A 14,636-nucleotide genomic window follows, 5' to 3' on the forward strand; every position below is an offset into this window, starting at 1 on the left:
TGAATTCCAAGCATGCCTGGTCCAGCCGTGCAGCCTGAAAACATTCACGCGACAATGGTTTTGATCGGCGAGCGCGGCATTCTCGTCACCGGAGCCTCCGGCTCGGGCAAGACGGCGCTGGCGCTGGCGCTCATAGATCATTGTCGCCAGCGCGGATCGTTCGCGCGGCTCGTCGGTGACGATCAGCTCTTTGTCGAGGCGCATGCCGGGCGGCTTCTGTGCCGCGCTCCCGCCGCCATAGAAGGCCTCGTCGAGGTGCCTGGGCTCGGCCCCCGGCCTCTGCCATTCGAGCCGGCAGGCCTCGTCGACCTGCATGTCCACCTGGTGCCGGCCGATAAAGCGCCGCGCTTCCAGGAGGATGCCGCAAGCAACATCGTGGGTTGTCTGGTGCCACAGGTCGATGTGGTCGAACGCAATGTCGCGGCGGCCTTACCGGTCGTGATGGCGCGGCTGTCGATCGCGCCTTTTCTATGATCCGCTCCGGGTTTTTTGCTGCAATGCGTCAAAATGGCATGCGCCTGCGCAATTTTGGGCTTGTCAACGGGCCGCGCGTCGACAAGATAGCGCTCCCGCCGCCTGGATTGGCTGGCGAGCATAAAATGCGCCTGTGAAGCGGCGATGACGGGAGCCACCAAAGAATGATCGGACTCGTGCTTGTAACGCACGGTCAACTGGCCACCGAGTTCCGACATGCCGTCGAACATGTCGTCGGGCCACAAGACAATTTCGAAACCGTGGCGATCGGTGCCGACGACGATATGGAGCAGCGTCGCCGCGACATCGTCGACGCGGTTGCCCGTGTCGACACCGGGGCGGGCGTCATCGTGCTGACCGACATGTTCGGCGGCACGCCCTCCAATCTTGCCATCTCGGTGATGGAGTCCGGCCGCACCGAGGTGATCGCCGGCATGAACCTGCCGATGCTGATCAAGCTTTCCTCGATCCGCAAGGGCGACAACATGGCGGCCGCCCTTGATGAGGCCCAGGCCGCCGGTCGCAAATACATCAATGTTGCCAGCCAGCTCCTGAGCAGCAAATGACCGCGCTGTCCCCGGAAAAAGATCAGATAGTCCGGGATTTTCCCATCATCAACCAGCGCGGCCTTCATGCGCGCGCTTCGGCGAAGTTCGTCCAGCTGGCCAGCGGCTTCGATGCCTCGGTGCATGTCGAGAAGGATGGCGTCAAGGTTGGCGGCACCTCGATCATGGGCCTGATGATGCTGGCGGCAAGCCCCGGCTATTCGATCCGCGTCACCGCCAGCGGGCCGGAGGCCCAGCAGGTCATCGACGCCCTGGAGCAACTGGTGGCGTCCCGCTTCGGCGAGGAATGCTGATTTAGGACACTGCCAAAGCATGTCCGAGACACATGCACGAATAAAGATTTCTTTATATCCCATTGTCGTCCTTGCTCCGATCTGCTAGTCAGGCCGGCAATTCGCGCCCTTGGACGCGCCGACCGGCGCGGGCGTGTCCGCAACAAATTCGCAAGCACAACATTCGCATCGGAGTACTGCCATGACGGGTAGCAAGGACTATGTGGTCGCCGACATCTCGCTTGCCGGCTGGGGCCGCAAGGAACTCGAGATCGCCGAAACCGAAATGCCGGGCCTGATGGCCTGCCGTGAGGAATTCGGCCCCAAGCAGCCGCTCAAGGGTGCGCGCATCACCGGCTCGCTGCACATGACCATCCAGACGGCGGTGCTGATCGAGACGCTGAAGGCGCTTGGCGCCGATATCCGTTGGGCCTCCTGCAACATCTTCTCGACCCAGGACCATGCGGCCGCGGCCATCGCCGAGGCCGGCATCCCGGTGTTTGCCGTCAAGGGCGAGTCGCTGGAGGAGTATTGGGACTACACCGACAAGATCTTCCAGTGGGCCGATGGCGGCCTCTCCAACATGATCCTCGATGATGGCGGCGACGCCACCATGTACATCCTGATCGGCGCCCGCGCCGAGGCCGGCGAGGACGTGCTGTCCAACCCGCAGAGCGAGGAAGAGGAATATTTCTACGCCCAGGTCAAGAAGCGCCTGAAGGCTTCGCCCGGCTTCTTCACCAAGCAGAAGGCGGCGATCCGCGGCGTCACCGAAGAGACGACCACCGGCGTCAACCGCCTCTACCAGCTGCAGAAGAAGGGCCTGCTGCCCTTCCCCGCAATCAACGTCAACGACTCGGTCACCAAGTCGAAGTTCGACAACAAGTATGGCTGCAAGGAATCGCTGGTCGACGGCATCCGCCGCGGCACCGACACGATGATGGCCGGCAAGGTCGCTGTCGTGTGCGGTTATGGCGACGTCGGCAAGGGCTCGTCGGCCTCGCTCAAGGGCGCCGGTGCCCGTGTCAAGGTCACCGAGGTCGATCCGATCTGCGCCCTACAGGCGGCGATGGACGGTTTTGAAGTCGTCACGCTGGAAGATGCGGCCCCCACCGCCGATATCGTCATCACCACCACCGGCAACAAGGATGTCGTCACCCTCGACCATATGCGCTCTATGAAGGACATGGTCATCGTCGGCAACATCGGCCATTTCGACAATGAGATCCAGGTCGCCGCGCTGCGCAATTTGAAATGGACCAACGTCAAGCCGCAGGTCGATATGATCACCTTCGCGGACGGCAAGCGGATGATCCTTTTGTCGGAAGGACGGCTGCTCAATCTCGGCAACGCCACCGGCCACCCGAGCTTCGTCATGTCGGCATCCTTCACCAACCAGGTGCTGGCGCAGATCGAGCTCTACACCAAGCCCGGCCAGTACGAGAACCAGGTCTATGTCCTGCCCAAGCATCTCGACGAAAAGGTCGCCCGCCTGCATCTCGACAAGCTTGGCGCCCGCCTGACCGAACTGTCGGGTGAACAGGCCGCCTATATCGGCGTCACGCCGCAGGGTCCGTTCAAGCCGGAACACTACCGCTATTAACCAAAGCTAAAATTACTACCAGATATTGAGGCCGGGCGATTGACTTTTCGCCCGGCCTTATTTTTGCGCGCCATCAGCCTTCACGCCGATTCGGCGAGGGGTTATTGTCAGGTGATTCGGCGATGCTTCCAGCCCGAGAGGGTCAAGAGAGGCACGCATCAGGGCGGTCTTGCATTCAGGCGGCGGAGAGGACCAAGACATGCCGGGGCAACACCCGCACAGAGCGGGACGGGCCGTTTCCGGCGGCCATGACGATTCGGGGATTGCTGGCTCCGCCCTGGAAGGGGGGAGCCTGTCCTGGCGCGCCCGCGCGTCGACATTCCTTGCCACCTCCGCGCTCGCGGGGCCCTTGGCCGGCGCCGCCGCGCATGCCGAGACCGCTGTTGCCAGCGTCGCCGGACTGTCGGTGAGTGCCATTGATGTCATGCAGCTTGCAGTGTTCGTCGGCGTGACGGGTGCCGCACTGATATCGGCCATCGTTCTCATCCGCGAAAGAGCCCGCACCTCGGCGGAGAATGTCGAACTCAGGAGCCGCCTCGCCGACATCAACGCGGCGCTCCGCCGTTCCGAGGCGCTGCTCAATCTGCGCGACCAGCGCGTCGTCGTCTGGGCTGCGGAAAACAAGAAGCCCGAGCTCATCGGCACATTGCCCGTCGAAAGCGGCGCTCCCGAGGATAGGGCCGCTTTTCTTGCTTTCGGCCGCTGGCTGATGCCGCGTTCGGCGGCGGCACTCGAACATGCCGTCGCGGGATTGCGCGAAAAGGCCAAACCCTTCGACCTGGTCATCGAATCGCAGGCCGGTGCGCCGCTCGAAGTGCATGGCCGCAAGAGTGCCGCGCATGTGCTCGTGCGTTTCGTCTCGCTCTCGGAGACGCAGCGCAGCCAGGCCAGGCTGAAGATCGAGAACCAGCGGCTGGCCGCCGACCACGACACGATGATCGGCCTGCTCGACGCGCTGAACATGCCGGCGTGGCTCCGCAGCGAGGATGGCGGGCTGAGGTGGGTCAACCGCGCCTATGCCGATGCCGTCGAAGCCGAAAATGCCGAAGCCGCGGTTCGGGAGAAGAAAGAGTTCCTCGGCGGCCAGGCGCGCGATGCGATTGCCGCCCAGCACAGGACGCATCCGGTTTTCGAGCAGTCGCTGTCCACCGTGATCGAAGGCGATCGCCGTGTGTTCGCGGTCACCGATTTCGCCGGCAGCGATGGCTCGGCCGGCCTTGCCTGCGACACCAGTGCCATCGAAGCCGTTCGCGGCGAATACGAACGGACGGTGCGAAGCCACGCCGACACGCTCGACCAGCTCAACACGGCGGTCGCCATTTTCGACACCGACGAGAAGCTGCGGTTCTTCAACCAGGCCTTCCAGAAGCTTTGGGGCCTGGACGCAGGCTTCCTGCACAGCGCTCCAGACAATGCCTTGCTGCTCGACCGGCTGCGCAGCGAAGGCAAGATCGCCGAACAGCCTGAATGGCGCCGCTGGAAGGAAGGCCTGCTCGGCGCCTATCGCGCTGTGGAATCCCAGGAACATTGGTGGCATCTGCCGGATGGCAAGACCATCCGCGTCGTCGCCAACCCCCAGCCCAAGGGCGGCGTGACCTGGGTGTTCGAGAACCTGACCGAGAAGATGGACCTCGAGAGCCGCTACCAGACAGCGGTGCGGGTCCAGGGCGAGACGCTCGACAATCTTGCCGAAGGCGTAGCGGTGTTCGGACCCGACGGCAGGCTCCGGCTGTCGAATCCTGCCTTTGCCACGCTCTGGGGATTGAGCGGCGAAGCGGCCAAGCCCAGCGTCCATGTTTCCACCATCCGCGACCTTTGCGACCGGCAGGCGGCGGACAGCCCCTGGCCCGGCTTTGTTGCCGCCGTCACCGGCTTCGACGACGAGCGCCGCGACCGCCACGGACAGACCGAGCTCAACAACGGCAACGTGTTGAGTTACGCCATGATCCCGCTGCCCAACGGGCAGGTGATGATGACCTTCGTCGACGTCACCGACAGCGTCCATGTCGAGCGGGCGCTGAAGGACAAGAACGAGGCGCTGCAAAAATCCGATCAGCTCAAGAACGAATTCGTCCAGCACGTTTCCTATGAACTGCGCTCGCCGCTGACCAACATCATCGGCTTCACCGAACTCCTGTCACAGCCCACGACCGGTCCGCTGACGCAGAAGCAGCGGGAATATGTCGAGCATGTCAGCTCCTCCTCCGCGGTCCTGCTCACCATCGTCAACGACATACTCGACCTGGCGACGGTGGACGCCGGCATCATGCAGCTCGATATTTCCGAGGTGCAGGTCGATCGCACCATCGCCGCTGCGGCCGAACTGGTGGCCGACCGGCTGGAAGAGCATTCGATCAGGCTCGAGGTCGAAGCAGCCTCGGCGCCGAAGACGTTTCACGGCGATGAGGTCCGCGTCCGCCAGATCCTCTACAATCTGCTCAGCAACGCCGCCAATTACGCCCCGGAAGCCAGCACCATCCGGCTCACTTGCCGCCATCTGGCGGACGGGGTGGAATTCTCGGTCCATGACGACGGTCCCGGCATGCCGCCCGATGTGCTCGATTCGGTGTTCCGCCGTTTCGAGCCGCGCGCCAATGGTGGCCGCCGGCGCGGCGCCGGCCTCGGCCTGTCGATCGTCAAGAGCTTCGTCGAGCTGCATGGCGGCAGCGTTCGCATCGAAACCGGCAAGGACAAGGGCACGACCGTCATCTGCACCTTTCCAGACATGCCGGGCATCCGTGCCGCGGCCGAGTAGCGCGTTCGATGACCGGATTGGTGCTGGAGCGATTACTCGCCGACGAGACCCAGACAGCGCGGCTGGGCGAAGATCTGGCGCTGTCGCTGCGCCCAGGCGACGTGCTTGCCCTGAAGGGCGATCTGGGCGCCGGCAAGTCGACGCTGGCGCGGGCCTTGATCAGGACCTTGGCCGACGATGCCGGCCTCGACGTTCCGAGCCCGACCTTCACGCTGGTGCAGAGCTACGACACCCGCATTCCGGTGCATCACTTCGATCTCTACCGCCTGTCCTCGGCCGACGAGATCGATGAGCTTGGGTTCGACGAAGCCTTGGCGCAAGGTGCTGCTTTGGTCGAATGGCCGGAGCGGGCGGAAGCCCATCTGCCGAAAACCACGGTCCTGATCGAGCTCGTCCAGCATGGCAACGGCCGGCTGGCACGATTGTCGGGGCAGGGACCTGCCTTCGATCGGGCCGCACGGTCGCTGGCCATGCGCGACTTTCTCGTGAGCGCCGGCTGGGCGCAAGCGCAGCGCCGCCATTTCATTGGCGATGCTTCTGCCCGCTCTTACGAGATCGTTTCGCTGCCGGGCCAAAAGCCGCAAGTGCTGATGAACTCGCCACGGCTGGTGCTCGGCCCGCCGGTCCGCGACGGCAAGCCCTATGCCGAGATCGCCCACACCGCCCAGTCGGTTTCCGCTTTCGTCGCCATCGACCGCGCCTTAAGGGCAGGCGGCGTCAGCGTTCCGGAAATCCATGCCGAGGACCAGGAGCAGGGATTCCTGCTACTCGAGCATCTTGGCTCGGAAGGGTTCCTCGGCAGCGATGGCCAGCCGCTGCCCGAGCGCTGCGCGGCGGCGGCCGAGCTGCTGGCCATGATGCATGGCAGGACCTGGCCGCAGCGCCTGGAAACAGGGCATGGCGGCTTCCACGATGTCCCGCCTTGCGACCGCGAGGCCATGATGATCGAGGCCGATCTGCTGGTCGACTGGTACGTGCCGGCAATAACGGGCAGCCCGGCAAGCGGTGCCTTGCGCGCCGGCTACCACAAGCAATGGGGCGCGCTCCTCGACCGGCTGCACGGCCGCGAATATACGCTGATGCTGCGCGACTTTCATTCGCCCAACATCATCTGGCGCGGCGACCGTTCAGGGCATGATCGGCTGGGCATCGTCGATTTCCAGGATGCGCTGATCGGCCCGTCCGCCTATGACGTCGCCTCGCTGGCCATGGACGCGCGTGTTACGATGTCGCCCGAGATCGAGAGAAAGACGCTGGATGCCTATGTCGCGGCGCGCCACGCAGCCGGTGCTTTCGACGAGGCAAGCTTCCTGGAATCCTACGCCATCATGGCGGCGCAACGAAATTCCAAGATCCTCGGCATCTTCGTCCGCCTCGAAAAGCGCGACGGCAAGCCCTATTATCTAAAACACCTGCCGCGCATTCGCGATTATCTGCGCCGGGCCTTGTCTCATCCGGCGCTGGCAAGCCTGCGCGAGTTCTACGACGCCCACGGTTTGCTGGAGGAGCGAGCGCTGTGACAGCAGGACCGGACACCGCCATCGTACTTGCCGCCGGCCTTGGCAAACGCATGCGGCCGATTACCGACACCATTCCCAAGCCGCTGGTCAGGATTGCCGGCAAGACGTTGCTCGACTGGAGCCTCGACAGCCTGGCTGCCGCCGGTGTCGCGAAGGCCGTGGTCAACGTCCACTATTTTCCCGAACAGATCCTCGCCCATGTCGCCGCCCGCCGCGCGCCAAAAATCGTCATTTCCGATGAGAGCGAACAACTGCTCGATTCCGCCGGCGGCATCGTCAAGGCGCTGCCGGAACTGGGCGAGCGACCCTTCTACATCCTCAATGCCGACACCTTCTGGATCGATGACGGTCCTCTCAATCTCCAGCGCCTCGCCCTTGCATGGGACGCGGCGAAAATGGATATTCTGCTGATGCTGGCGGATCTCCAACAGGCGACCGGACACTGCGGCAGCACCGATTTCCTGGTGGCGCCGGATGGCGGCTTGCGGCGTTCAAAGGGGGATCCGGCGGGGCTGATCTATGCCGGCGCGGCGATCGTCCATCCGCGCCTGTTCAAGGGCGCACCGGCCGGGCCGCACTCGCTCAACGCCTATTTCGATTCCGCCATCGCCGCAGGGCGCCTGTTCGGCATGCCCCTGCATGGCCACTGGATCACCGTCGGCACGCCCGATGCCGTACCGCTCGCGGAAGCGGCGGTCGCCGGTGCGCTCATCGAGTCGCAATGAGCGGCTCCAGCCGCGTTTTCTCGATCCCGCCCGGAGCGCCGTTTCTGCCGACGCTTGCCGAGGCGCTGCTTGCCGGTCGTCTTGTTCCGGGGTTTCGATTCGACGGCGACCCGCTCGCTTTGGTCGATGTCACTATCTATGTGCCGACACGCCGTGCCGCGCGTGCCTTGCGGGGTGTCTTCGTCGACAGCCTGGCGGCACGCGGCGGCGGCGGCTCGGCGATCCTGCCGGTCATCCGGCCACTCGGCGAATTCGACGAGGATGAGGCCGCGTTCGAGACCGAGGCATCGGCGGCCATCGATCTGGCGCCGCCGATTTCGGCAACCGAACGCCTGTTGCTGCTGACGCCGCTGGTGCGCGCCTGGAAACGCCGGCTGCCGGCGCATGTCGCCGCCCTTTTCACCGAGGAGATCGTCATCCCGGCTTCCACCGCCGACGCGATCTGGCTGGCGCGCGATCTCGCCCGGCTGATGGACGAGATCGAGACGGAAGGCACCGACTGGGCCAAGCTCACCGATCTGGTGACCGGCAATCTTGCCGGATGGTGGCAGGTGACGCTCGAATTCCTTGGCATCGTCACCGAAGCCTGGCCGAAATTCCTCGCGGAAAGCGACCGCTCCAATCCGGCCGCGCATCGCAGCGCGCTGATCCGCGCCGAGGCGGCGCGGCTGCAGCGCAATCCGCCTGCCGGCCCGGTCATCGCCGCAGGCTCGACCGGCTCGATACCAGCGACGGCCGAATTGCTTGCCGCGATCGCGCGCCTGCCGGGCGGCGCCATCGTGCTGCCGGGTCTCGACCGGACGCTGGACGAAGCGTCGTTCCAGGCGATTGCCGCGCCTGGCGCGCGTCCAGCCGTACTCGGCCACCCGCAATATGGCTTGGCCAGGCTGATCGGCAAGATCGGCGTATTGCGCGGCGACGTCGAGGAGATTGGCGTGGCCGAACCGCGACGTGCGCTTCGCGCTGCCCTTGTCGGCGAAGCGCTGCGGCCGGCCGAAACCACCGAACTCTGGGCCGAGACACGTGCCGGTTTCCCGGCGTCCGACATTGCCGGCGCCTTCGCCGAGGTGACCTTGCTCGAAGCCGCCAGCGAACGTGATGAGGCCGTCGCCATCGCCGTCGCGCTCAGGCGCGCGGTCGAACAGCCCGGCCAAAGGGCGGCTCTCGTCACCGGCGACCGCGCGCTGGCGCGGCGCGTCTCGATCGAGCTCCAGCGCTTCGGCGTCGTTGCCGACGATTCCGGTGGCACACCGCTCGCCAACACCCCGGCGGCCAGCTTGCTCAGGCTGGCGCTCGAGGCACTGTTCCGGCCAGGCGATCCGGTTGGCCTGCTGTCGCTGCTCAAGCATCCGCTGCTCGGCCTCGGCCTCGAACGGGCCGATGTGCGCCACGCGGCGGAGCTGATCGAACTGGTGGCGTTGCGCGGCGGCACAGGCCGCCCCGACATCGTTTCGCTACCGGAACTGTTCGAAGCCCGCCTCACCGGCTTGGGCGGCGGCAGCCGACAGCCCTTCTGGTTTTCCCGGCTGACCGTGCGCTCTATCGAAACTGCGCGGAATTTGCTCGAACGTCTCAAGCAGGCGCTGGCGCCGCTCGCAGCCTTCCGAGGCCGGGATGACGCCGACCTTGCCGCGCTTGTCAGGGCCAGTGTCGTGACACTCGAAAATCTCGGCCGCTCCGCCGACGGGGGTCTTGGCGAGATCTATGCCGGTGACGCCGGCGAGAAGCTTGCCGAACTGCTGCGCGGGCTGGTCGCGGCTTCGGCTTCGCTGTCCTTCGCGGCGACCGAGTGGCCCGACATCATGGCGGCGCTGATCGCGCCTGAAACGGTCAAGCCGGCACAAGGCACCGACCGGAACATCGCCATCTGGGGCGCGCTGGAAGCCCGGTTGCAGACGGTCGACACGCTGGTCATCGGCGGGCTCAACGAGGGCGTATGGCCGCGCAAGCCAGAGAGCGACCGCTTCATGTCGCGGCTGATGAAGACCGGCATCGACCTCGAGCCGCCCGAGCGGCGTATCGGCCTTGCCGCGCATGATTTCCAGATGGCCATGGGCGCCGGGAAGGTGGTTCTGTCCCGCTCGGCACGTGCCGGCGATGCACCCGCCGTGCCGTCGCGCTGGCTTCAGCGGCTGCTCACCTTCATAGGTAATGACCAGGCGGCCGCGCTGCGCCGGCGCGGCGACGAATTGCTTACCTGGGCGCGCGCGCTCGATACCGGCCCAAGGCAGGATTTCGCGCCACGGCCGCAGCCGAAGCCGCCGCTGTCGGTGCGCCCGACGCATTTCTCGGTCACCGAGATCGAGACCCTGCGCCGTGATCCCTACGCCGTCTATGCAAGACGCATCCTCGGCCTGATGCCGCTCGATCTGGTTATTCGCGACCCCGGTGCGGCCGAGCGCGGCACGCTGTTTCACGCCATCCTGTACCTGTTCTCAGGCAGCGTCGCCGATCCGCGCGCTCCCGATGCGCTTGCGGGCCTCATCGCCGCCGGCCGCGCCTGCTTTGCCGAAGCCGCCCTTCCGGCCGACGTCGAGGCGGTGTGGTGGCCGCGCTTCGAAAAACTCGCCGCCAACATCATCGAGTGGGAGCGCACGCGCGCTGATGCTGTGACAAGGCGCCATGCCGAGGAGCGCGCCGGAAAGACCGTTGTCGGCCAGTCCGGCGTGACGCTGTCCGGCTACGCCGACCGGGTCGACCTTCTGGCCGGCGGCATGGCCGACATACTGGACTACAAGACCGGCTCCTCGCCGTCCAAGGCGCAGGCGCACACACTGCTTGCGCCGCAACTGGCGCTGGAGGGCGCGCTGCTCAGGCGCGGCGCCTTCAAGGATTTGGGCGTGCGTGAGCCCTCTCAGCTGGCTTTCATCAGGCTGAAGCCGAATGGCGAGGTGTTCGAGGAATCCATCCTCGAACACAACCGCCAGCCGCGAACCGCGACCGATCTTGCCGAAGAGGCTTGGGCACGGCTGGAAAAGCTGCTGATCCACTATGCAGACCCTGCGACCGGGTATCTGTCGCGCGCGCTGCCGTTCCGCGAAGGCGAGACGGATGGCGACTACGACCATCTTGCCCGCGTGCTCGAATGGTCGGCAGGCGGGGATGGCGGCGACGAGGGAGGGGAGGCATGAAGAAGGCCTATCCCATTCCCAGCGACACCGCGACCAGCCAGGCCCGCGCCGCCGACCCCGGCAATTCCGCCTGGGTGTCGGCCAATGCCGGCTCCGGCAAGACCCATGTGCTGGCGCAGCGCGTCATCCGGCTGCTGCTGCGCGGCACCGATCCGTCGAAGATCCTGTGCCTGACCTATACGCGCGCCGCCGCCGCCAACATGTCGAACCGGGTCTTTTCGACACTGTCGGAGTGGACGACGCTTGGTGACGTGGATCTGGCGGCAAAGGTCGAGGCGCTGGAGGGGCGCCGGCCCGATCTCGAGACCATGCGCCGGGCGCGGCGCCTGTTCGCCGAGGCGCTGGAAACGCCCGGCGGGCTGAAGATCCAGACCATTCACGCCTTCTGCGAATCGGTGCTGCACCAGTTCCCGCTGGAGGCCAACATCCCGGCCCATTTCGAGATGCTCGACGGCCAGATGGAGGCATCGCTGTTTGCCGCGGCGCGCCGCGAGATGATTTCGGGCACGTCCGCCGGTGACAGGGATCTGGCCGAGGCTTTTGCCGCCATTCTCGATCGGGGCGGCGAAGCCGGGCTCGACGCCTTGCTGGGTGAGATTGTGCGCAAGCGCGACGGCTTGCGCCATTTCATCGACGCGGTCGGGCGCGATGGCACGCACTTCCAGGCCCTGTTCGACGAATTCCATTTCCATCCAGGCCAGACAGCCGAGGGCATAGCCGCTTCGGTATGGCCGTTGCCGGGCTTCCTGCCCGACTATTTTGCCGGCTTCGCCCACGCCGCCGAGGCCACCGACGCCAGATCGGTACTGAACAACATCCTGCCCTATGCGCGGCAGGCTTTTGCCGAGGGCGATCCCATTCGCCGCCTGCAACTGCTCGCGCGAGCCTTCCTCAAGACCGATGGCGACGCTTACGACCCGGCAAAGGCCTTCAAGAAGGCCCTGGTCGACCGGTTGCCGGATCTGGCGGAGCGTTATCTCTCGGCCGCCAACGCCATAGTCGAAACCACCGATCGGCTGGCCCTGTTCCGGATGCTTGAAGGCACGGCTGCCGCGCTGACCATCGCCGACTGGCTGATCGCCCGCTACGAAATGCTGAAGCGCAGCCGCGGCTTCCTCGATTTCAACGACCTGATCACCCGCACCGTCAACCTGCTGGCGCGGCCGGACGCCGGCCCCTGGGTGCAGTACAAGCTCGACCAGGGCATCGACCACATCCTGCTCGACGAGGCGCAGGACACCAGTCCGGACCAATGGGAAGTGGTGAAACGGCTGGCGGAGGAATTCTTTGCCGGCTTTGGCGCACGCGACAGGGTCCATCGCACGGTGTTCGCCGTCGGCGACGAGAAGCAGTCGATCTATTCGTTCCAGGGTGCGGCCCCGGACTCCTTCGCCGACAGCCGGCTGTTGTTTGCCGGACGAGTGCGTGACGCCGAGGCGTCCTTCGCCGATCTCAAGCTGACCTGGTCGTTCCGCTCGACCGACGATGTTCTGACCGCGGTCGACCGCGTCTTCGCCGATCCAGCCGTGCGGCGCGGCATCAGTCATGATCCCGATCCGCTTCGCCACCAGGCGATCCGCACCGACGCGCCGGGCTATGTCGAGGTGTGGCCGTCGGTCGGCGCTGAAGCCGTCGATGAGCCAGATGACTGGACACAAGCCATCGACCATGCCCATGCGCCAGCGGTGCGCGTGGCCGAGAACGTCGCCGCCACCATCGCCGGCTGGATCGGCAGTGGCGAAATCATCGAGGGCCGCGGCAAGCGGCTGCGGCCGGGCGATGTGCTGGTGCTGGTGCGCAAGCGCGATCGCTTCGTCCATGCCCTGACCCGCGCACTCAAACGCCGCGACATTCCGGTTGCCGGCGCCGACCGGCTGAGCCTGCCCGGGCACATCGCGGTCAAGGACCTGATCGCGCTCGGTCACCTCCTCATCCAGCCGCAGGACGATTTGTCGCTTGCCGCCGTGTTGCGCAGCCCGATCTTCGATCTGCCGGAAGAGACGCTGTTCATGCTCGCCGCGCAGAGGCCGTCGGGTCTGTCGCTGATCGCGTCGCTGCGACAGCACGCCGGCGACAGCGAGAGACTGGCGAAGATCGTCGCCCAGGTCGACATCTGGACGAACGAAGCCGCGTTTAAGCCGGTGTTCGAATTCTATGCCGCCCTGCTGGCGCGCGATGGCGTGCGCCGCAAGATGATCGCGCGGCTCGGGCCCGAAGCCGGCGATATTCTCGACGAGTTCCTGAGCTTCTGCCTCGCCGAGGAGCGAACCGGCCTGCCGGGGCTGGAAGCCTTCCTGTCGACGTTGGAAAACGCCGGTCCCGAGATCAAGCGCGAGATGGACCAGACCCGCGACGAGGTCCGGGTCATGACCGTGCACGCCGCCAAGGGCTTGGAAGCGCCCGTCGTGTTCCTGGTCGATGGCGGTTCCGCGCCGTTCAGCGACCAGCATTTGCCGCGCCTGATGCCCTTCGATGGCTCCGGCGCGAACTGGGACGGCAAGGGCTATCTCTGGCGCTCGGCCAGCGAGGTCGCCAACGGTTTTTCGAAAGCAGCGGCCTCAAGGGCACGGGAACTCGCCGACGACGAATACCGCCGGCTGCTCTATGTCGGCATGACCCGTGCCGAGGACCGGCTGATCGTCTGCGGCTATCATGGCAAGCGGGCGCCGAACGCCGGCACCTGGCACTCGATCGTCAGCCGCGCGCTGATCGGCGCGTCGGAGAGCGAGCAGCGTGCGCATCCCGCCGGCGGCGAGCCGGTGCACCGTTTCCATGTCACCAAGCTGCCCCCCGTCGCGCCAAGTTCCGCCGAGCAGGTACGGCAGGCCGACGCTTTCGCGCCTTTGCCGGCGACGCTGTTCCGGCCCTTGCTGCCCTTCGAGGATCTGCCGCGTCCGTTGTCGCCATCGGGCGCCTCGGCGCTGATCGACGAAGGCAAGCAAGCCGTTGTCGACAAGGCGTCGCCGGTGCTCGACGCCGACGCCGAGCCCGGCTTTGCCGTGCTGCGTGGGCTCGCCCTCCACAAACTGCTGCAGATGCTGCCCGGTATTGCCGAGCCCGAACGTGCGGGAGCGGCAGAACGCTATCTCTTGCGAACCGGTGCGGACTGGCCGCCATCAGAGCGTGAAAAGGCCCTGGCGTCGGTCACATCGATCCTTGCCGATCCCGGCTTCGGTCAGCTGTTTGCGCCATCGTCGCGTGCCGAGGTTGCGATCATGGGCAGCCTGGAGGTCAAGGGCAAGAAGCGCTCGATTTCCGGCAAGATCGACCGGCTGGCGGTAACGCCGGACACGGTATCGATTGTCGACTACAAGACCAACCGGCCGGCGCCCGCCAGTCTGGCCGAGGTGCCGCCGGCCTATGTCCTGCAGTTGGCGCTCTACCGCGCGCTGTTGCAGCCGCTCTATCCCGGCCGCACGGTCAAGGCGGCCTTGCTGTTCACCGAGGCGCCGCAGCTGATCGAACTGCCTGCCAGCGCCATGGACGACGCCCTTGCTCGACTCACGGGAGCGTGACACAACACCTGCTTGAAGAAGGGCGCGATCACCACCACATTTGGTGGGACAAAAACTTTCAAAAGGATTTTTCCA

Annotated in this window: 9 protein-coding genes; all 9 read left to right on the top strand. The window is 65.6% G+C overall.

The window, feature by feature from the left end:
• Positions 1–12 precede the first annotated feature (12 nt).
• A complete protein-coding gene (locus A4R29_RS01175; protein ID WP_063170998.1) occupies positions 13–474 on the top strand; it encodes an HPr kinase/phosphorylase in 462 nt (153 codons plus the stop codon).
• A gap of 164 nt (positions 475–638) precedes the next feature.
• Complete coding sequence (locus tag A4R29_RS01180; RefSeq protein ID WP_010912939.1) at positions 639–1,040, top strand: PTS sugar transporter subunit IIA; 402 nt, start codon at positions 639–641, stop codon at positions 1,038–1,040.
• Entirely contained in the window at positions 1,037–1,333 is a 297-nt protein-coding gene (locus tag A4R29_RS01185) for an HPr family phosphocarrier protein (RefSeq protein WP_013528333.1), read from the top strand. The genes A4R29_RS01180 and A4R29_RS01185 overlap by 4 nt, the downstream gene beginning before the upstream one ends.
• A 181-nt stretch (positions 1,334–1,514) precedes the next feature.
• Entirely contained in the window at positions 1,515–2,915 is a 1,401-nt protein-coding gene (gene ahcY / locus A4R29_RS01190) for an adenosylhomocysteinase (protein WP_013528332.1), read from the top strand.
• A gap of 199 nt (positions 2,916–3,114) precedes the next feature.
• Positions 3,115–5,670, top strand: coding sequence for a sensor histidine kinase (locus tag A4R29_RS01195; protein ID WP_027161028.1), 2,556 nt, complete (start codon positions 3,115–3,117; stop codon positions 5,668–5,670).
• Between the two features lie 8 nt (positions 5,671–5,678).
• Entirely contained in the window at positions 5,679–7,190 is a 1,512-nt protein-coding gene (gene tsaE / locus A4R29_RS01200) for a tRNA (adenosine(37)-N6)-threonylcarbamoyltransferase complex ATPase subunit type 1 TsaE (protein WP_063170999.1), read from the top strand.
• Entirely contained in the window at positions 7,187–7,915 is a 729-nt protein-coding gene (locus A4R29_RS01205) for a nucleotidyltransferase family protein (RefSeq protein WP_063171000.1), read from the top strand. The genes tsaE and A4R29_RS01205 overlap by 4 nt, the downstream gene beginning before the upstream one ends.
• A complete protein-coding gene (gene addB, locus A4R29_RS01210; protein WP_063171001.1) occupies positions 7,912–11,046 on the top strand; it encodes a double-strand break repair protein AddB in 3,135 nt (1,044 codons plus the stop codon). The genes A4R29_RS01205 and addB overlap by 4 nt, the downstream gene beginning before the upstream one ends.
• Entirely contained in the window at positions 11,043–14,561 is a 3,519-nt protein-coding gene (addA, locus tag A4R29_RS01215; protein ID WP_063171002.1) for a double-strand break repair helicase AddA, read from the top strand. Before addB ends, addA begins: the two co-directional genes overlap by 4 nt.
• Positions 14,562–14,636 lie beyond the last annotated feature (75 nt).

The sequence above is a fragment of the Mesorhizobium ciceri biovar biserrulae genome, from assembly GCF_001618845.1.
Classification (GTDB): domain Bacteria; phylum Pseudomonadota; class Alphaproteobacteria; order Rhizobiales; family Rhizobiaceae; genus Mesorhizobium; species Mesorhizobium ciceri.